Source organism: Microbacterium sp. 4-7 (genome assembly GCF_014332665.1).
Taxonomy (GTDB): Bacteria; Actinomycetota; Actinomycetes; order Actinomycetales; family Microbacteriaceae; genus Microbacterium.
Window position 1 is genome coordinate 208,599 of sequence record NZ_MCRH01000007.1, and the last position, 19,498, is coordinate 228,096.

At 69.9% G+C, this 19,498-nt stretch carries 18 protein-coding genes; 2 read left to right on the forward strand and 16 right to left on the reverse strand.

The genetic code is table 11. The annotated features are described in order from the left end of the window. Positions 1–9: 9 nt before the first annotated feature. The 5 genes from BEP68_RS15580 to BEP68_RS15600 form a co-directional block, all read right to left on the reverse strand. On the reverse strand, positions 10–1,419 hold the full coding sequence (locus BEP68_RS15580) for an amino acid permease (protein WP_053097123.1): 1,410 nt from the start codon (positions 1,417–1,419) through the stop codon (positions 10–12). 78 nt (positions 1,420–1,497) lie between these two features. Continuing rightward, positions 1,498–3,297, reverse strand: coding sequence for a thioredoxin domain-containing protein (locus tag BEP68_RS15585; RefSeq protein ID WP_187250520.1), 1,800 nt, complete (start codon positions 3,295–3,297; stop codon positions 1,498–1,500). A 37-nt stretch (positions 3,298–3,334) separates the two neighbouring features. Further along, complete coding sequence (msuE, locus tag BEP68_RS15590) at positions 3,335–3,904, reverse strand: FMN reductase (protein WP_053099190.1); 570 nt, start codon at positions 3,902–3,904, stop codon at positions 3,335–3,337. A 76-nt stretch (positions 3,905–3,980) separates the two neighbouring features. Beyond that, the gene (locus BEP68_RS15595; protein ID WP_187250521.1) at positions 3,981–4,817 is read right to left on the reverse strand and encodes an aldo/keto reductase; all 837 of its coding nucleotides are present in this window, start codon (positions 4,815–4,817) and stop codon (positions 3,981–3,983) included. Further along, on the reverse strand, positions 4,814–6,001 hold the full coding sequence (locus BEP68_RS15600; RefSeq protein ID WP_315985321.1) for a heparan-alpha-glucosaminide N-acetyltransferase domain-containing protein: 1,188 nt from the start codon (positions 5,999–6,001) through the stop codon (positions 4,814–4,816). Before BEP68_RS15600 ends, BEP68_RS15595 begins: the two co-directional genes overlap by 4 nt. A 25-nt stretch (positions 6,002–6,026) precedes the next feature. Here BEP68_RS15600 and hrpA point away from each other — a divergent pair, with 25 nt between their 5' ends. Together hrpA and BEP68_RS15610 are read left to right on the forward strand one after the other, a co-directional pair. Continuing rightward, entirely contained in the window at positions 6,027–9,905 is a 3,879-nt protein-coding gene (gene hrpA / locus BEP68_RS15605; protein ID WP_187250522.1) for an ATP-dependent RNA helicase HrpA, read from the forward strand. Positions 9,906–9,914: 9 nt separating this feature from the next. After that, on the forward strand, positions 9,915–10,859 hold the full coding sequence (locus BEP68_RS15610; protein ID WP_072591566.1) for a zinc-binding alcohol dehydrogenase family protein: 945 nt from the start codon (positions 9,915–9,917) through the stop codon (positions 10,857–10,859). Between the two features lie 5 nt (positions 10,860–10,864). Here the strand turns inward: BEP68_RS15610 and BEP68_RS15615 are convergent, their stop codons facing one another. The 11 genes from BEP68_RS15615 to BEP68_RS15665 all read right to left on the reverse strand — a co-directional run bounded on the left by BEP68_RS15615 (position 10,865) and on the right by BEP68_RS15665 (position 19,480). Further along, complete coding sequence (locus BEP68_RS15615) at positions 10,865–11,101, reverse strand: WXG100 family type VII secretion target (protein ID WP_187250523.1); 237 nt, start codon at positions 11,099–11,101, stop codon at positions 10,865–10,867. Next, on the reverse strand, positions 11,098–11,583 hold the full coding sequence (locus BEP68_RS15620; protein ID WP_072591568.1) for a hypothetical protein: 486 nt from the start codon (positions 11,581–11,583) through the stop codon (positions 11,098–11,100). The genes BEP68_RS15615 and BEP68_RS15620 overlap by 4 nt, the downstream gene beginning before the upstream one ends. After that, positions 11,580–12,065 carry a hypothetical protein gene (locus BEP68_RS15625; RefSeq protein WP_187250524.1) on the reverse strand — a complete coding sequence of 162 codons (486 nt, stop codon included), beginning with the start codon at positions 12,063–12,065 and terminating at the stop codon, positions 11,580–11,582. The genes BEP68_RS15620 and BEP68_RS15625 overlap by 4 nt, the downstream gene beginning before the upstream one ends. Then, the gene (locus BEP68_RS15630) at positions 12,062–13,354 is read right to left on the reverse strand and encodes a putative T7SS-secreted protein (protein WP_187250525.1); all 1,293 of its coding nucleotides are present in this window, start codon (positions 13,352–13,354) and stop codon (positions 12,062–12,064) included. Before BEP68_RS15630 ends, BEP68_RS15625 begins: the two co-directional genes overlap by 4 nt. Then, entirely contained in the window at positions 13,354–13,656 is a 303-nt protein-coding gene (locus BEP68_RS15635) for a hypothetical protein (RefSeq protein ID WP_187250526.1), read from the reverse strand. Before BEP68_RS15635 ends, BEP68_RS15630 begins: the two co-directional genes overlap by 1 nt. A gap of 132 nt (positions 13,657–13,788) precedes the next feature. Beyond that, on the reverse strand, positions 13,789–14,385 hold the full coding sequence (locus BEP68_RS15640) for an alkylhydroperoxidase domain protein (RefSeq protein ID WP_072591572.1): 597 nt from the start codon (positions 14,383–14,385) through the stop codon (positions 13,789–13,791). Next, on the reverse strand, positions 14,382–15,002 hold the full coding sequence (locus tag BEP68_RS15645; protein ID WP_187250527.1) for a CMD domain protein: 621 nt from the start codon (positions 15,000–15,002) through the stop codon (positions 14,382–14,384). The genes BEP68_RS15640 and BEP68_RS15645 overlap by 4 nt, the downstream gene beginning before the upstream one ends. After that, complete coding sequence (locus BEP68_RS15650) at positions 14,999–16,018, reverse strand: putative FMN-dependent luciferase-like monooxygenase (protein WP_187250528.1); 1,020 nt, start codon at positions 16,016–16,018, stop codon at positions 14,999–15,001. The genes BEP68_RS15645 and BEP68_RS15650 overlap by 4 nt, the downstream gene beginning before the upstream one ends. Further along, the gene (locus tag BEP68_RS15655) at positions 16,015–17,643 is read right to left on the reverse strand and encodes a dipeptide ABC transporter ATP-binding protein (protein ID WP_187250529.1); all 1,629 of its coding nucleotides are present in this window, start codon (positions 17,641–17,643) and stop codon (positions 16,015–16,017) included. Before BEP68_RS15655 ends, BEP68_RS15650 begins: the two co-directional genes overlap by 4 nt. Continuing rightward, a complete protein-coding gene (locus BEP68_RS15660; RefSeq protein ID WP_187250530.1) occupies positions 17,640–18,536 on the reverse strand; it encodes an ABC transporter permease in 897 nt (298 codons plus the stop codon). The genes BEP68_RS15655 and BEP68_RS15660 overlap by 4 nt, the downstream gene beginning before the upstream one ends. Next, entirely contained in the window at positions 18,533–19,480 is a 948-nt protein-coding gene (locus BEP68_RS15665) for an ABC transporter permease (RefSeq protein WP_053097150.1), read from the reverse strand. Before BEP68_RS15665 ends, BEP68_RS15660 begins: the two co-directional genes overlap by 4 nt. Positions 19,481–19,498 lie beyond the last annotated feature (18 nt).

The following is a 19,498-nucleotide window of genomic DNA, read 5'->3' on the forward strand; positions in this document are numbered from 1 at the left end:
TGCGCGCGGTCAGCCCTCGACCACTCCGTCGCGCTCGCCGGCCACCCCCGGGCGAGAGACACCGCGTGTCAGGCGGGCGACGACCAGCAGCACCGCAGTGAGGCCGATCGTGAGAAGCAGCTGCACACGCGCAGCCTCGTCGATCATGGTGAGCGCGATCACTCCGGCGAGCAGCGCCAGGCAGAGCCAGGACAGCCAGGGGAAGCCCCACATGCGCATCGGCATCGCCGCACCCTCACGATCGGCACGGCGGCGGAGGATGATCTGCGAGACCGCCGTCGCCGTCCAGATGATGAGCAGCGTCGATCCGACCACGTTGAGCAGCGCCGGCAGCACCACATCGGGGAACGCCCAGTTCAGCCCGACCGTGATGAAGCCGAACGCGACGGAGGCGAGCACGGCCACGACCGGCACGCCCGTCGACGTCGTGCGCGTCGCCGCGAGAGGTGCGAGCCCGCGCTCACCGAGCGAGTACGCCATCCGCGACGCGCCGTAGATGTTCGCGTTCATCGCCGACAGCAGCGCGATCACGACGATGAGGTCCATCACGAGGCCGACGCCCGGCAGCTGCAGAGTGTCGAGCACTGCGGAGAAGGGACCGTCCTTGACGGCGGGATCGTTCCACGGGAGCACCGACACGATCACGAAGATCGAGCCGACGTAGAAGATCAGGATGCGCACGAGGACCTCGCGCACGATCCGGCGGATGTTGCGTGCGGGGTCGTCGGACTCCGCCGCCGCGATCGCGACGACCTCGGTGCCGCCGAAGGCGAAGACCACGATGAGGAGCGCCGCCGCGATGCCCGTGAGGCCGTTCGGGGCGAAGCCGCCGTTGTCGACGAGATTGCCGATGCCGGTCGCGGGCACGCCGGGGATGAAGCCCAGGATCGCGCACACGCCGACCACGAGGAACACGATGATCGCCGCGACCTTGATCGCCGCGAACCAGAACTCGAACGTGCCGTAATTGCGCACCCCGAAGAGGTTGACCGCGGTCAGGGCGACGACGAAGACGAGCACCCACACCCAGGCCGGGATGCCGGGGATCCAGGCCGCGATGATCCCGGCGGCGCCGGTGGCCTCGGCGGCGATCACGACGACGAGCTGGATCCAGTAGAGCCAGCCGACCGCGCTGCCGGCGCTGCGGCCCATCGCCTTCTGCGCGTATGAGCTGAAGGCTCCTGAGCTCGGGCGGGCGGCGACCATCTCAGCGAGCATCGCCATGATCAGCACGACGATGCCGCCGGCGACGAGGTACGAGATGAGCACGGCAGGACCGGCGATGCTGATCGCCTGTCCCGACCCGACGAACAGTCCGGCGCCGATCGCCCCGCCGAGTCCCATCATCGAGATCTGCCGACGGGTCAGCCCGGGGTGCAGACCTTTGGTCGTGGTCGTCGTGGTGGGAACCTCGGTCATGCGCGTGCCTCCTGCGTGCGATGAGCAGACTGCTCAGCCTACGCGGCTCCGCCCGCCGTCCAGGATCGCAGCCTGAGCTCACCGCGCGAGCGGGAGGTCTGCGGGGTCGCGCACCGGGAGCCGGCACACGAACGAGCGGCAGTCGAACGCCTGCTCCATCGCGTCGCCCTTGCCGTCGAACAGCTCGAAGCCGGCATCCGCGAATGCCTGGGCCTGCTCCGGGGTGACGATCGCGACGACGTCCGCGTCGGCCCTGCGGGCTGCCGAGGCGAGTGCGCCCTCGGGCGTCTCGGTGACGACGACGAGCTGCCTCGGCGCATCGACGAGACCCGCTGCCACGCGCAGCAGGCTGCCGTGCGCGAACGGCTGTGCAATGGCGGGCGCGGCATGCTCGCGCACGCGTTCCGCGGCTGCCTCGCGATACCGATCCCCCGCGCCGAGACGCCAGGCGGTGAGGGATGCCGCAGCCACGGCCGCCGCATCCGACGGCAGATCGCCGTCGGTCTGATCGGGCGCTGCGGCGATGCCGTGCTCGGCGAGCAGCGGGTCGCCCTCGAAGCCCTCGATCGCCGCGTCGAGCAGTGTGCGTGCCTCCACCGCCCACGCCGCCTCGCCCGTGGCCGCGGCGAGCGCGAACAGCCCGTCGGCCAGGAGAGCGACATCGGCCGCGGTGGCGACCGCACCCGAGGCGACCCCGTCGAGCGAGGCCCGCACGAGAGCCCCGGTCGCATCCCTGTTGACTCGCAGCACGTACTCGGCAGCCTCGGCCGCGGCCCGCACCCAGGACCCTTCCGCCAGAGAAGCTCCCGCGCGGGCGAGACCGGTGATGGCCAGACCGTTCCATCCCGTGATGACCTTGCCGTCGACGGCAGGGAGCTCGAGACCGGTCCTCTCGGAGGGCGGTCGCAGGTAGTAGCCGCCCTCGCTGCGTTCGCCGTCGATCCACGACTCCGAGTCCTGAGCCGCGCCGAACCCGCCGCCCGCCCTGCGCAGCGTGCCCAGGAGGAAGTCGGCGATGCCGCGTGCGGTCGCGTCGTCACCCGCGTCGAGCGCCACGTCGAGCAGCTGCGCGTTGTCGGTCAGCATCCGCTCGTAGTGCGGCACGCTCCAGTCGCGTCGGGTCGCGTAGCGGAAGAACCCCCCATCGGCATCGCGCAGATCGGAGGCGGCCATCGCGGCGAGCGCCCGGTCGGCCGACTCGGCGGCATCCGGGGCCTCTCTGCGCACGAGCGGTGTCTGCAGCATCCTCAGGGTCGTCGCGACCGGGAACTTCGGCGCATCGCCGTAACCGCCGAAGCGGCGATCCTCCCGAGCCGCGATCGTCCGCGCCGCGCCGGCGAGAGCATCGGCGTCCGGAAGATCGGAGGGGGTCGAGGCGCCTGCGCGGGCGAGGGCGTCCGTGACGGCATCCGCAGACTCCTCGGCCTGGGCACGGCGCTGGGTCCACGCCTCCTGCACCGCGGCGAGCACGTCACGGAACGCGGGCATCGGCTGTCGCGCCTCGGGCGGCCAGTAGGTTCCGGCGTAGAACGTGCGGCCCCGCGGCGTCGTGAAGACGGTGAGGGGCCAACCGAGACTCTGCGTGAACGCCGAGGCAGCCGCCATGTAGGCGCCGTCGACGTCGGGATGCTCCTCGCGGTCGACCTTCACCGCGACGAAGTCGCGATTGATCAGCGCAGCCGTGTCGGGGTCGGCGAACGACTCCCTGGCCATCACATGACACCAGTGGCAGGTCGAATACCCGATCGAGATCAGCAGCGGCACATCGCGGCGCTGCGCCTCGGCGAAGGCCTCCGGGCCCCAGGGATACCAGTCGACAGGATTGTCGGCGTGGGCGCGGAGGTACGGGCTGAGCGTGTCGGCGAGCCGGTTCGTCATACGTCCACGCTACGCCGATCGGCGTCTGACGAGACGGTCAGGAGACGAGCAGCTCCGCCGGCCGGGATGCCGCATAGCCGACGAGCGGCAGCGCACGCTCGGCCGCGAGGGCGATGCGCGCGTGGAGCACGTCGGAGGCGATCACGTAGCCGTCGAAGTCGGTGTCGCTGGCGTAGACACCCAGGGGCAGCGTCAGCGCCTGGAAGAACGCGAACAGCGGCCGCAGCTGGTGCTCGATGATGAGCGCGTGGCGTTCGCCGCCGCCGGTCGCCGCGAGCAGCACCGGCTTGCCGACGAGCTCGTACTGACCCACGAAGTCGAACAGGTGCTTGAAGAGGCCGGTGAAGGATGCGCGGTAGACGGGGCTGCCCACGATCAGCAGGTCTGCCGCCTCGATCGCCACCAGCTTCTCCTCGACGCGCGCCGGAAGCTGGTCGCGACGCAGCGCTCCTGCGAGCGACGGGCCGATGTCGGTGAGCTCGATGACCTCGATCTCGACCTCGGCGCGCTCGGCGATCGCCCCGGCGATCGCACGGATGAGCGCCGTGGTCTTGCTGGGCTCGTGCAGAGATCCGGAGACGGCGACGACGCGGTAGGGAGCTGTCATGCGGACGACGCTACTCACGACGACGCCCCGTGTCGCGGGAAGCGACACGGGGCGTCATCTGTCGACACGGAGCGTGTCAGTTCACGTCGTCGGGGTGCGATCCGACCCGACCAGAGCCGTCGAGCGGGTCGAGGGCGTCGATCGCCGCGACCTCGGCGTCGGTGAGCTCGAACCCGAACACGTCGAGGTTCTCGCGCAGGCGCTCGGCGCGCACCGACTTCGGGAAGACGATGAATCCGCGCTGCAGGTGCCAGCGCAGCACCGCCTGCGCGGGGGTGACGCCGTGCGCCGCCGCCGCCTCGGCCACCGCCGGCGTGCCGAACAGGTCGTACTTGCCCTGGCCGAGCGGGCCCCACGACTCGATGCGGATGCCGTGCTCGGTCGCCCAGTCGACGACGTCGCGCTGCTGGTAGGCCGGGTGCAGCTCGATCTGGTTGACCGCCGGCGTCACGCCGGTCTCGGCCACCACGCGCTCGAGGTGCGGAACGAGGAAGTTCGAGACGCCGATGCTGCGTGTCAGTCCTGCCTCGCGCAGCTCGATGAGCCGAGCGAAGGCGTGCACGTAGTCGTCCTTCGCCGGAGTGGGCCAGTGCACGAGGTAGAGGTCGACGGCATCCAGCCCGAGCTTCTCGAGGCTCTCGCCGATCGCCGCACGCGGCTCGTCGTCGTGGTGGCGGTCGTTCCAGAGCTTGGTCGTGATGAACAGCTCGTCGCGCGGGATGCCGGAAGAGGCGATCGCCGCCCCGACGCCCTCTTCGTTGCCGTAGATGGCGGCCGTGTCGATGTGGCGGTAGCCGATCTCGAGCGCCTCGCTCACGGCGCGCTCGGTCTCGTCGGCCGGAACCTTGAACACCCCGTAGCCGAGCTGCGGGATGGAATGGCCGTCGTTCAGTTCGAGTGCAGGAATCGTCATGAATCCACCCTACGACCTGTGATGACAGGTCGACCAGGAGGAACCGCCGCCATCCTCGAGGCGACCCAGCCGACCAGCCTCTCGAGCGGGCCCCTCCCGAACAGGATCGACCACAGCGTGGTCGCGAGAAGCAGCGCGACGGCCGTCGCCAACCAGAAGGCGTTGCTCGAGAAGAAGCCTCCGGGTCCTGCCACGAGCGCGACCGAGACGACATGCACGCTGTAGGCCGACAGGGGCATCGACCCCAACGCCGCGAGCGGAAGGAGCACCGCACGCAACGGCCCGCTGAGCAGCACGCACAGCGCGATGACCGACAGTGCGAACCCGCCCGAGCCGAGGATCTCGGCCGTTCCGCCGGAGTGCGGTTCGACGGCGAAGATCGCTCGGACGACGGCCCCTGCCGGATCCGCTGCGGCCAGCGCGTCGGAGTAGGTGCTCCACCCCGCGGCGGGCTCGCCGCCGAAGATCGCCGAGCCGGAGCCGAGGCGGGTGACTCCTCCGACGAGGCCCAGTCCGTAGCCGATGACCATGAGTCCGACGCCCGCGCCCAGCGTGATCGCCGCGCTCTCGAGCTTCTCGACACGCAGGCGCCCGAGCGCCATGCCGGCGAAGACGAACGCGAGCCACGCGGTGATCGGATACGAGCCGTAGAGGACGAGGCTGACGCCCGCGCCGGTGGGGTTCAGGGTGAGTGCGGCGAGCAACGCGAGCAGCGCCGGTGCCGCGAGTGCCAGGATGCCGGCGGCGATCAGCAGCTTCCACGGCTGCCACCGGAGGAACGGGATGACGGCGACGTAGAGCAGTCCGTAGAGCGTGAGGATCACCGCGATCGGCGTGTTCAGCATCTCCAGCGCCAGACCGATCAGGAAGATGACCGCTCCGCGACCGATCAGCTGCAGGCGGAGGCTCGGCATCCGCTCGGGATCGGGCAGCACGCTGCGGCCGGTCATCAGGGCGATCGAGACGCCGGCGAGCACGGCGAACAGGATCGACGATCGCCCGTGCACCAGGTCGGTCCAGGTCGACAGGTCGAAGGGATCGAACGCCTCGGTCTCGCCGATGTGCGCTCCGGCCATGCCGAGGATCGCCAGCCCTCGGGCGACGTCGAGTCCGAGGATGCGCGGAGCCCGCCCGAACTCGTGGAACCACCGCGATGCGGGAGGAGGCTTCGACACAGTGCTCACGGATGAATCGTACGATGGGAGTTCTATGCCTTCCCCTGTGATCTTCTATCCTCCCGAGCTGCCGGTCAGCGCTGCGCGGGAGGAGATCGCCGACGCCATCCGCGACAACCAGGTCGTCATCGTGGCCGGAGCGACGGGCTCGGGGAAGACGACGCAGCTGCCGAAGATCTGCCTCGATCTCGGGCGCGAGCGCATCGCGCACACGCAGCCCCGACGACTCGCCGCCCGCACGATCGCCGAGCGCGTCGCCGAGGAGCTGCAGGTCGAGCTCGGCGGCCTCGTCGGATACAAGGTGCGCTTCACCGACAAGGTGTCCGACGACACGCGCATCGCGCTGATGACCGACGGCATCCTGCTCAATGAGATCCACCGCGACCGGCTGCTGCGCCGCTACGACACGATCATCATCGACGAGGCGCACGAGCGCTCGCTCAACGTCGACTTCCTGCTGGGATACCTCGTGCGGATCCTTCCCGAACGACCGGATCTCAAGGTGATCATCACGTCGGCGACGATCGATCCCGAGAGCTTCGCCCGACACTTCGCGACGCCCGAGGGTGTGCCCGCGCCGGTGATCGAGGTGTCCGGCCGCACCTTCCCCGTCGAGATCCGCTACCGCGAGCAGACGGAGGAGACCGAGGAGTCCGACGAGGTGACCGCCATCGTCGCGGCCCTCCGTGAACTCGACCGCGAGGAGCCGGGCGACGTGCTGGTGTTCCTGCCGGGCGAAGCAGAGATCAGGGATGCCGCCGATGCCGTGCGCGGCGCGTACGCGAAGGACCGCTCCCCCACCGAGGTGCTGCCCCTGTACGGCCGGCTGTCGGCGGCGGAGCAGCACCGGGTGTTCGAGAAGAGCCGCGTCGCCGGTGTGCGGCGCCGGGTCGTGCTCGCCACGAACGTCGCCGAGACCAGCCTCACCGTTCCCGGCATCCGCTATGTGATCGACACCGGCACCGCGCGCATCTCGCGATACAGCAACCGCTCGAAGGTGCAGCGGCTGCCGATCGAGGCGATCTCGCAGGCCTCCGCGAACCAGCGTTCGGGCCGCGCCGGGCGCACGAGCGACGGCATCGCGATCCGCCTGTACAGCGAGGAGGACTTCGACAAGCGCGCGGAGTTCACCGAACCCGAGATCCTGCGCACCTCGCTCGCCTCGGTGATCCTGCAGATGCTGTCGCTCGGCTTCGGCGACATCACCGCCTTCCCGTTCCTCACCCCGCCCGACTCCCGGGGAGTCAAGGCCGCCGTCGACCTGCTCACCGAGCTGGGCGCCGTCACCGGCAGCGGAGACGCACCTCGACTCACCCGCATCGGTCGAGACATCTCCCGAATCCCGATCGACCCCCGCTTCGCCCGCATGCTGATCGAGGCCGGACGCCCCGGCGGCGCCGACGTCACCCGTGACGTGCTCGCGATCGTCGCCGGAATGTCGATCCAGGACGTGCGCGAGCGGCCGTCGCAGGAGGCGCCGCAGAGCGTGCGCGACGAAGCCGACCGCATGCATGCGCGCTTCACCGACCCGACGAGCGACTTCCTGTCGATCCTGAACCTGTGGAACCACCTCCGGGAGCAGCAGCGCGAGCTCGGTTCGAGCGCCTTCCGTCGCCTGTGCCGTTCGGAGCATCTCAACTACGTCCGGGTGCGTGAATGGTTCGACGTGCACCGTCAGCTGCGGTCGCTCGTGCGGGAGAAGGACTCCTCGCGCGGGGGGACCGCGGATCCGGATGCGATCCATCGGGCTCTGCTCGCCGGACTCCTGTCGCAGATCGGCATCCTCGACGAGCGCAACACCGGCAAGGGCCTCGATCCGAAGAAGAAGAGGATGGCGGAATACCGTGGCGCCCGCGGCATCCGCTTCTCGATCTTCCCCGGATCCGCCCTGCGCAAGAAGGCCCCGCAGGCGGTCATGGCCGCCGAGATCGTCGAGACCTCACGCACCTACGCCCGCACGGTCGCCGCGATCGACCCCGCCTGGGCGGAGGCGCTCGCGGGCGATCTCGCGAAGCGCCAGGTCACCGAGCCGCACTGGTCGAAGGATGCCGGCGCGGCGGTCGCGTACGAGAAGGTGACGCTGTTCGGGGTCGAGATCATCCCCCGGCGCCGTGTGCAGTTCGCCCGCATCGACCGGGCGGCGTCGCGTGAGATGTTCGTGCGACACGCCCTCGTCGAGGGCGAATGGGATCCGACGCGCATCGACAAGCGGGTCAGCGCTTTCTGGCGCAGCAACGCCGAACTGCGCAAGCGCCTCGAGAAGCTCGAGGAACGTGAGAGGCGTCGCGACATCCTGGCCGGCGACGAAGCGGTGTTCCGCTTCTACGACGAGCGGATCCCGACCGACGTCTTCGACGTGCGCTCGTTCGAGAAATGGTGGCGCGACGCGCTGGCCGCGACCCCGAAGCTGCTCGTGATGCGCGAGGCCGACCTGCTCGACGACGAGAGCAGGGCCGATCAGAGCGAGTTCCCCACCCGGTGGACGCAGGGCGACCAGGTGCTCGGGCTCGCGTACCGTTTCGAGCCGGGGGCGGCCGACGACGGCGTGAGCGTCGTGATCCCGTTGCCTCTGCTCGCGCAGATCGAGGACAGGGGCTTCGACTGGCAGGTGCCGGGGCTGCGCGCCGAACTCGTCACCGGCCTGCTCCGCGCACTGCCCAAGGCGATCCGACGGCACGTGGTGCCTGCGGCCGATTGGGCCGACAAGTTCGGTGCCGAGCTCGCCGGAGACGGCCCCGAGTCGCACGGCGGCCTTCCTCATCGCACGCTCAAAGAGGCGCTGGCACGCCTCATCCAGCCGCTCGCGAATCAGCTCGTCTCGGCTGCCGACTTCGAAGACGATCGCGTGCCCGCGCACCTGCGGATGAACTTCCGCGCCGTCGACGAGCGCGGGCGCGTCGCGGGATCGAACCGCGACCTCAGTGCGCTGCAGGCCGAGCTCGCCGACCGTGCGCGCAGCAGCGTGGCCCGGTCGATCGCGACCCCGCCCCGCCGCCCCGGCCCCTCGAAGGGACCGCAGCCCGCTGCCGTCGCCACCTCGATCGAGAAGGACGGCCTCACCGCCTGGACGTTCGGCGAACTGCCCGAGGTGCTCGACACCCGCGTGGCCGGCGGAGTGGTGCGCGGGTACCCGGCGATCGTCGACCAGGGGAAGACCGTCTCGGTGCGCGTCGAGTCCACGGCGGATGCCGCCGCCACCGCCACGCGGGCGGGCGTGCTGCGCCTCGTGCTGCTCGGTGTGCCCTCGCCCTCGTCGTACGTGCAGCAGCACCTCACCAGCCAGGAGAAGCTCGCACTCGCCGCGTCGCCCTACCAGTCGGCCGCCGCGCTCATCGAGGACTGCCGGGCCGCGGTCGTCCAGAGCACGATCGATCGGCTGGCGCCGGGCGGCCTCGTGCGCACCGAGGCCGAGTTCGTGCGCGTGCGCGACGCGGTGTCGGCGTCGCTCGTCGACGACCTCTTCGCCTGCGTGTCGCTCGTCGCTCGCATCCTCACGAAGACCCGCGATGTCGAGCGCGGCATCCGTTCGCAGAACTCCCTCGCACTGCTCGGGCCGCTGAACGACATCCGCACGCAGCTCTCGGGACTCCTGCACCCCGGGTTCGTCTCGGCGGCAGGCGTCGAGCGCCTCACGCACTTCCCGCGATACCTCGACGGGATGCTCGAGCGGCTGAAGACGCTCGCGAACGAGCCCGGCAAGGACCGCACCCGCATGAGCGAGTTCGAGCGCATGGCGAAGGCCTTCGAGGCTGCCGGGGGCGCGATCCCGCTGCCCGCCGACGCGCCGCCGGCCCTGGTCGAGACCCGCTGGCTGCTCGAGGAGTACCGGGTGAGCGTGTTCGCGCAGCGTCTCGGCACCGCGCAGCCCGTCTCTCCGCAGCGGATCATGAAGGTGCTGTCGTCTCGGGGGTAGCCTGAATCCATGGCTCGCGCGATCGTCTACACAGAGTTCGGTTCTCCTGATGTGCTGCACCTGATCGAGATCCCCGATCCGATCGCGCTCAGCGGCGAGGCCGTGGTGCGCATCGAGGCGGCGGGTGCCAACCCGATCGACGCCAAGCTGCGCAGCGCGAAGCGCCCCTCGCCGCCGATCACCGAGCCGCGTGCCGTCGGGTTCGACGGTGCCGGGGTCATCGAATCTCTCGGCGACGACGTCGACGGATTCGCGGTGGGCGACCGCGTCGCGATCCGCGACACGGTCGGCACCTACTCGAGCATGCTCGCCGTGCCGGTCGACAAGCTCGTCGCGCTGCCCGATTCCGTCACCGCAGCGGAGGGTGCCGGCATCGGCATCCCCGCCGGCACCGCCTATCAGGCGCTCCGCTCGCTCGGAGTCACGGACGGCGACGTGCTGCTCGTGCACGGTGGTTCGGGCTCGGTCGGCCAGGCAGCCGTGCAGTTCGCCGTCGCCTGGGGCGCCACCGTCATCGCGACCGCCAGCCCGGCCAGACACGATCAGCTGCGTGACCTCGGTGCGATCCCGGTCGCATACGGAGACGGGCTGCTGGAGCGCGTACGCGAGGCCGCACCCGTCGGGGTGACGGTCGCGCTCGACTGCGCGGGGACCGATGAGGCCATCGAGGTGTCGCTCGAGCTCGTCGCCGACCGCGAGCGCATCGCGACGATCGTCCGCGGCCCCGATGCCGCGTCGTTCGGCATCCGGGCGTTCTCGGGCGGTTCACCCGTGCCGCTCACTGAGCAGGAGCTCGCGTGGCGCGCGGAGGCCCTCGGCGCGACCGTCGACCTGCTGGCGGCGGGCGACTTCACGATCGAGCTCGGCCCCGAACTGCCGCTGAGCGAGGCGGCACGCGCTCATGAGCTCATGGAGTCCGGAGCCGCCTCGGGCAAGATCGTGCTGATCCCGTAGGCCGCTCAGGACCAGACGCGGGCAGCCGTGGACGCCGTCAGCAATGCTCTCATGCTCTCGAGCGCGTTCGACCACTCCCGCTGGGCACGGTCATAGGCCCGTTGCGCTTCCCCGTCCCAGGTCGATTTCAGTAGCGTCGCCTCGGAATCGAGGGCGTCGAGTTCGTGCTCGATGGCTTTCACGGTGAGCGCGAGCTCGGCGACGGTCTGTGCCACGGCATCGTGACGAACAGCGACCTTCATCGTTCCTCCGAGAGTTCCAGTGCGAGGTCGAGCTCACGCAGGACGTAGGGCGGCGAGACGGCTTCGGTGAGGTAGAACGTGTAGAAGATCTCCGCGGCTTCGTCGGCGGTGAAGATCTCGTTCGAGAACACTCGTACCGCGCGGTCGTCGCTCATAGGGATGAGAGTGGTCGTGCCGTCAGCGGTCTCGGGCCGGCCGATCGTGTACAGATGGCTCTCCCCGTCGGCGCCGAGGAGCCGCGCTTCCACCGTCATCGCATCAGCCGAGCCCGCGGCCTGCATGAAGAATTCATTCGCCTGCTCGTGGTAGCCGTCGATCCTTGTGGGGTCAGCGCCGCGCCAGATCGAGTACGTGTAGTCCTTGCGGGCGTCCAGCCACTCCAGCGTGCGTCGGAGCCGTTCGGGAATCGTGAGATGCTCGTCGGCCAGCCAGCCGGTGCGACCGTCGTTCGCGGCCTGGACGAAGGGTCCATAGAGCGTCATCGTTCCTCCGAGAGTTCGTTGGAGAGATCCAGCTCGCGAAGCACGTAGGGCTGCGAGACGGCATCGGTGAGGTAGTACGTGTAGAAGATCACTGCGGCTTCGTCGGCGGTGAAGATCTCGTTCGAGAACACGCGCACCGCGCGGTCGTCGCTGATGGGGATGAGGGTGGTCGTGCCGTCTGCGGGCTCGGGCCGTCCGACCGAGTACAGGTGCGACTCACCGTCGGGGCCGGGAAGCCGCACCTCGACAGTCATAGCGTCCGCGGAGCCTGCGGCCTGCATGAACGAATCATCTGCCGGCACGCGGAATCCGATGGTGCTCGAAGGATCGGAGCCCGGCCAGATGATGTACGTGTACTTACCGTCGCCGTCAAGATGTCCCAGCATGAGGCGCAGGTGATCGGGGATCGGGCGATAACCGTCCGTCACCCACCCCCGCATCCCGCTGGGAGACTGCTCGCCGTGCGTAAACGGTGCTCTCATGGAATGTCCTTACTGTCCACCCGTGTGAGGAGGATGTCCTCGCCGTCCATCTTTCCGTGCGCTGGTGTACCCGCGTTCACAACGTCATCGAACTGTCGCTGCGTGCTTCCTGGCCTGTTGTATGCCTCGATAGCACTGCCGGACTTCACCTCCACACCCGTATAGGTATTCGGCCCGTCGGTATTCTTCACAAGCCCGTCGTAGAAGCGCCCATTCTGCGGAGAACCCTCGTAGTCGACTTTGATCTTCGAGCGGATCACCTCGACTTCGAAGTCTTGGGCATACTCCGTGAGGCCGATCTTCTCTTTATCAACCCACAGCGGATCCTTCTGGCCATTCGCGAACGTCCCCGCGTCGTCGCGTCCATCGCCGCGGTCGAGGCCGCGGACTCGGTCGCTGACGCCGTAGCTCTCGGTGAGCCATCGGCCGGCGGCGTCGCCCATCATCGTCGCGCCTGCACCGGCCACTCCGACTCCGGCGACGACCAGTGCGGGCGAACCTGCCAGCGCACCGGCTCCGGTGACGGTGATGGCGCCGCCTCCGGCTGCCAGCGCCGCGCCGCCGAGGAAGGTTGCAGCGCCGCCCAGGAGTTCGAGGATGATATCGGGGTGTTCCCAGAGCGTCTGCGCCGAGATCGCGAGCATGTCCATCGCGGCTCGGAACGGCTGGACGACAGCGAGGTTGACGATCACCTCGGTCGTCGCGTGCTGTGTTCGTGTCGCGGCCTCCGCGTCGGTCAGCGGAATCCGCGCCGCATCCGCGGCATCGTCCAACCGGATCGCGCAGTCGCGCGCATAGACCTCGAGAGTCGCCCGGGCGTTGAACAGGACCTCCCGCGCTTCATCGTGTGCAGGACCTGACGGATCGACGAAGGGCACGTCGGCCTCGGGGTGCCGGAGCCCTTGCCCGACGCGCAACTCCCGCACGTGTGCACGGTGGGCGGCCAGCGCCGCAGCAGCCTGTTGCTCTGCCTCGTTCCAGAGAGTGATCGCACGGTCGGCTTCGTCCTGCGCCCACTGCAACGCGTCGGCCCACGTGAACAGTACGCTCGCACCCGCGCGGAGCGCCTCGCCCGCATGCTTCCAGTGCAGCAGCTGCCGCTCGAACCGGTCGAGGTAGGCGTCGTAGGCAGCGCCTCTCCACGTGCCGTCGTCATCCAGCGTGGCGAGGTCATCGCGTACACGGGTCGCTTCAGCGCCACGAGCCTTCCACGCTTCCGCGGTCGCCCTGACCTCGGACACCGAGCCCGGCACGAGGTCCGCCGCCGACTGGGTCTGCCCCAGCTCCATCAGTCGTCCCAGATCATCGCGTCGACTTCGACCTTCGCCGCATCGGTGCCTTCGTCGAAGATCCGAGCGGTCGTGCTCAACCTGTCTGCGAAGTCTTCGGTGTCGGCCACACGGACGCAGAGCCCGTCGGACCATGCGCTGCTGAAACGCGTCGCGGCTGCGACGACCCACTCGTGTCCGGCGTCAGCAGGCTTCGCGGCATCGGACGAGCCCAGCTCGCCGACGATGCGACGTGCCTTCGACGCCATCGCACGCAGCACGTCGGTATCGACTTCGTAGAATGCTCCGCCCGCGACTGCCATGCGTCGACGTTAGCAAGCGATACGTCGTCATATGGAGACAGCAAGAAGTATGCCGATACTCTCGCAAAAGGACACCAGCCCACCCCCGACGGTGACACGTCAGAGGTGGGCCGGTGCTGATCTCTCGACCGATCAGGCGGGCGCGACCGGCCTCCCGATCGACAGCATCAGACGGTTCGCCCAATTGAAGAACGCGGCACCGTGGATCACGTCGGCGATCTCGAGGTCATCGAGTCCCGCCGCCCGCAGCCGGGCGATCCCGTCGGCGCCGAAGGTGCTGGGCGTGTCGGTCAGGGCGACGGAGGCCGCGACAACCGCGTTCCACCGCTCCCCGAGGTCGGCGTCGACTCCCTGATCCAGCAGGAGATCGACGTCGTCGACCCGCTTGCTGTGGTGCGCCGCGAAGCGCGAGTGCACCGAGGCGCAGAACACGCAGCCGTTGCGACGCGAAGCCGCGGTCGCCGAGAGCTCGCGCTCGGCCCGGGGAAGACCCTCCTTGGCGTTGTAGAAGATGTCCTTGTCGACGAGCGTGCGCGCCTTGAGCACCTCGGGGTCGCGCGCCAGCAGCCGGAAGTAGTCGTTCTTCGCCCGAGAGGCGTCGACCAGACCGTCGTAGTGGCGCTCGGTGAGCTCCTCCTCCGCGAGCGGCGGCAGATGCGGGGTCCACCCCACCTCGGCTCGCGTGAACGCCTCGGGGTGCGGTGCGTCATCGCGCAGAAGCTCGGTCATGCTGCCTCCTCCTCGGAGTCGGATGCCGCGGCGATGCCGGCGGCGGAGAGAACCCTCAGGCCCGTGATGACGCGCTGCTGGAACGCGAGGAACGAGACGAGCTGCGAGAGGGTGACGATGCCGTCGGCCGACCATCCCGCATCCACCAGCCGCTGGATGTCGACGGCCGCGGATTCGCGCGGCCGGAACACGAGCAGGTGCGTGTGCGCGAGGGCGGCGGCGACCCGCCCGCCGAGCGCCTCCGCGACCTCGGGCGACGGCGCGTAGCGCTCGCCCTCGGTGTTCTCGCCCTGCAGTCCCGCTTCGGTGTACGAGCCGAAGGGCCCGGTCACCGCAGCGTTCGTGGCCTCGGCGATCACGACGGTGGCGCGCTGCGGGTCCACAGCCAGGGCCCGGTCTGCGTAGAACTCGGCCGTCGCATCCGCGTCGCCGGCGAGGCGCGTGGCGAACGCGGCGATCAGCTCGCGCTCGGCCTGCGACACCTCCTCCGTCGACACCGGCGCGAAGAGCGCGTCGAAGCTCGCCTGCAGCTGCTCCCTGGTGACGGGGCGGCGGCGCCGCAGCGCATCGAGCTCGGGCGTCACCCCTACGATCTGATCGACGATGTCGGTGGTCATGCCTTCTCCTTGATGGTGTCGGTGAGGGTGTAGCCGAGAGCGGGGGCGACCTGCTCGGCGAAGAGCTCGATCGAGCGCAGCACGTGCTCGTGCGGGGCGTCGACCGAGTGCACCTGGAACGCGACCTCGGTCGCCCTGTCGAGGGTGGCGTCTGCGGCGAGGGACTCGGCGACCTCCTCCGGGGTGCCGAGGTGCGTGTCGAGGGCCACGATCAGCTCATCGAGGGTGTCGCCGGGGATCGTCTGGCCCTGTCGGCGGAACCCCTCGGCGGCACGACGCAGCCCGACCTCAGCGAAGCGCAGGGCATCCGCGCGATCATCCGCGACGAACACGGTGCGCGAGGCGGTGATACGCGGGGCGACGCCGTCGGGGAGAGCCTCGAGGTACGCGTCGATGATCGGATCCTGCAGCGCCGAGAGCGGGGCGTGCAGCGCGTCCGTCGACCGCGGCTGAGTGCGCGAGAGCAGGAGGCCATGCCCGTGGATGCCGGCGCGATGGCCGCCGGGGGCCGAGAAGGTCGCCTGCCAGATGCGGTCGCCGAGAGTGCCGGCATCCGGATAGAGGGTGTTGTCGGCGCCGATGTCCCGCCCCGCGAGCGCGTCGAGCAGCAGTCGCAGCTTGCGGTCGTAGGTCGGCGCCTTCTCGCGCACGTCCTCACCGAACGGCACGAAGGACGAGGGGGTTCCGCCGCTGCCGAGCCCCAGGTCGATGCGTCCGCCCGAGAGCAGGTCGGCGACCACCGCGTCTTCGGCGACACGCACCGCATCTTCGAGCGGCAGCGTGACGACCCCGGTGCCGAGACGGATGCGCGAGGTCTGCGCGGCCACGTTGGCGAGATAGACGAGTGGCGAGGGCAGGCCGCCCTCCGCGGCGCGGAAGTGGTGCTGTGCGACCCAGGCGCGACCGACGCCGTGCCGTTCGGCGTGCCGGATCTGCTCGGTGGCCAGCGCGTAGCGCTCGGCGGGCGACGCGTCGTCGAGCAGCCGGGTGAAGAAGGCGATCGTGGGTGCGGTCATGCGGGCTGCTCCGTTCGTCCGGGGACGGCCGCGAGCAGCTCCCGGGTGTAGTCGTGCTGGGGGTCGTGGAAGAGCTCCTCGGTGACGCCTTCCTCGACGATCCGCCCGCGGCGCATCACCGAGACGGTGTGACTGATCCTGCGCACCACGGCGAGGTCGTGCGAGATGAAGAGGTAGGTGAGACCGAGTTCGGCCTGCAGCGAGGTGAGCAGTTCGAGGATGCGCGCCTGCACCGTGACGTCGAGGGCCGACACCGCCTCGTCGAGCACGACGATCTCGGGGTCGATCGCGAGGGCCCTGGCGATCGCGACCCGCTGTCGCTGCCCACCCGAGAGCTCACGCGGTGTGCGCTGCGCGAGGTCGCTCGGCAGCGACACCCTGTCGATCAGGGCGAGCGCCCGATCCCTGCGGTCGGAGCGCGTGCCCACCCCGAAGTTCTGCAGCGGCTCGGCGATGATGTCGACGACCTGCTGCCGCGGATCCAGCGATGCGAAGGGGTTCTGGTACACGAGCTGGATGCGCCGGCGCAGCGCGCGCAACCGCTGGCCCGACAGACCGGTCACGTCTTCGCCGTCGATCTCGATGGCCCCGGCATCCGGCTCATGGAAGCGCGTGATGAGGCGCGCGGTGGTCGTCTTGCCCGATCCGGACTCGCCGACCAGCGCGTGCGTCGTGCCCCGGCGCACCCGGAACGACACGTCGTCGACGGCCCGGAATCGCTCACGCCCCGCGACCCTGAACTCCTTGACGAGACCGCTCGCGGTGATCGCGAACGGGTTCTCGGCCGCGACCGCCGCGGCATCCCGCAGGAAGGGCGGAACCTCGGGGCGGCGGAACCCCGTCGTGAACGCCGGGGCGTCGGCGAGGAGCTGCTTCGTGTATCCGTCCGAGGGTGCCGCGAGCACCTGGGCGCTCGCTCCCTGCTCGACGATGCGGCCGTCCTTCAGCACGACGAGCCGTTGGGCGCGATCGGCCGCGACGCCGAGGTCGTGGGTGACCAGCAGGATGCTCGTGCCTTCCTCTCGACGCAGCTCGTCGAGCAGATCGAGCACCTTGCGCTGCACGGTCGCGTCCAAAGCACTCGTGGGCTCGTCGGCGATCAGCAGCCGTGGCCGCAGCGCGATGGCCGAGGCGATCAGCACACGCTGGCGCATACCGCCCGAGAGCTCGTGCGGGTACTGCCGCGCTCGGAGGTCCGGGTCATCGATGCCGACCCGGTCGAGGAGCTCGATCGCCCGCACGCGCCGCGAGCGACGATCGCGGTGGCCGTGCAGCTTCAGCACCTCTTCGACCTGGGCGCCGATCGGGCGCACGGGATCGAGCGAGGTCACCGGGTCCTGCGGCACGAGTCCGATCTCCGGACCCCGGATGCCGCGCAGTGCGCGATCCGTCCAGCCCGAGATGTCGAGCTCGCCGAGGCGCACCGTGCCGCCGTCGACTCTGCCGCCCTCGGGCAGCAGGCCGAGCAGGGCGTGCGCGGTGGTGGACTTGCCCGATCCCGATTCGCCCACGAGCGCGAGTGCCTCTCCCTCGGCGATCTCGAAGGAGACCCCATGCACCACCTCCCGGCGACCGGCTCGGGTGGCGTACGAGACAGCGAGGCCGTCGACGGTGAGCACGCTCATCGCGGGTTCCTTCCGATGCTGTGCGAGATGCGGTTGGCGCTGAGCACGACGACGACCACGATGAGTCCTGGCAGTGCCGTGAGCCACCAGGCGGTCGCGATGTAGTTGCGTCCCTCGGCGATCAGCAGCCCCCATTCGGGGGTGGGTGGCGGAGCACCGTAACCGAGGAATCCGAGGGTCGAGATCGCGAGGATCGCGGTGCCGAACTGCAGGGCGGCGAGCGCGACGATCGGCGTGAGCGAGTTCGGCAGGACATGGCGACGGAGCACCGTGAAGAAGGTGCCCCCGCTGCCGTACGCCGCCTCGACGTATTCGCTGCGGCGCACTCTGGCGACCTCCGACCGCATCAGGCGGGCGAAGGCGGCGACGCTGCCGAGGCCCACGGCGATCGCGGCGTTCACCGTGCCGAAGCCGAGGAGGATGATCACCGACAGCGACAGCAGCAGGCCGGGGATGGCGAGCAGCACGTCGACGACGCGCATCAGGATGTCGTCGACGACGCCGCCGATCGCGCCGGCGATCGCACCGAGGATCGTCCCGAGCGCGAGGCCCACGGTGACGGCGATGAGCGCTCCCGAGAGCGAGTGCACGGCGCCGTGGACGACGCGGCCGAACAGGTCGCGACCGAGCGTGTCCGTGCCGAAGAGATGCGCCGCGCTCGGTGGCAGCAGCTTGTCGGCGGGGGTGCCGGTGAGAGGGTCGCCGGGTGCGAAGACCCCGGGGATCAGCGCCCAGAGCACGGCGAGCGAGACGACGGCGATCGCGAGGTAGAGCCCCCACGGCAGAGCGAGCAGTCCGCGCGCGCGTCGAGGCGATCGGGTGAGCGTTGCGGCATCCTGCTGCGGTGTCTCGGGCGGGGTGTCGACGGATGCGGCCACGGCGGCGACGGTCATGCCGATGCTCCTGACTTCGAGAGGGCGCGCTGGCGCGGATCGATCAGCGGGGTGACGAGGTCGACGGCGAAGCTGATGAGCACGAAGCCGAGGGCCGAAAGCAGCACGACGCCCTGCAGCACCGGGATGTCCTGGTTCGACACGGCCTGCTCGGTGAGGCGGCCGATGCCGGTGCGACCGAACACGGTCTCGGTGACCACGGCCCCTCCCACGAGCTCGCCGAACAGCACCCCGGCGATCGTGAGCGTCGGCAGGGCCGCGTTGCGCGCGACCGACCGGGTGAGCACCCACGACGGCGGCGCGCCCTTGGCCCGGACGACGGTGATGAACGGCTGCGCCTGCACCTGATCGATGGCGCGCACCAGCACCTGGGCGAGCGGAGCGGAGATCGGCACGGCGAGGGTCAGCACGGGGAGGACGAGCCCGGCGACAGGGTCGGCGCCGACGATCGGCACCCACCCGAGACCGAACGAGAAGACCTGGATCAGCAGGATGCCGAGCCAGAACACCGGCACCGCGACGAACAGCCCCGGCACCTGACGGATGCCGTCGCGCAGCCACGCGAACGGTGCGAGAGACGAGAGCCCTGCGACGAGCACGGCGATCAGCAGCGCGACCACGAGCCCCAGCGACGCGAGCAGCACGGTCGACGGCAGTGCCTCGGCGAGCATCTCCAGCACCGGGGTGCCGAACTGCGTCGAGTAGCCGAAGTCGCCGGCCGCGAATCCGAGACCTGCGTGCACGTACTGCTGCCACCACGGCAGATCGGTGCCGTAGGTGGCGCGGATGCCGTCGAGCTGCTCCGGCGACAGCCCGAGGCTGGGGTCGGAGAACTTGATCAGGATCGCATCCCCCGGCAGCAGCTGCAGGAGGAAGAAGGTGGCCGTGAAGGCCGCGATCAGAACGATCGCGGCCTGCCCGGCTCGTCGGAGGACGAAGCTCATCGGTGCACCGTCTCAGTC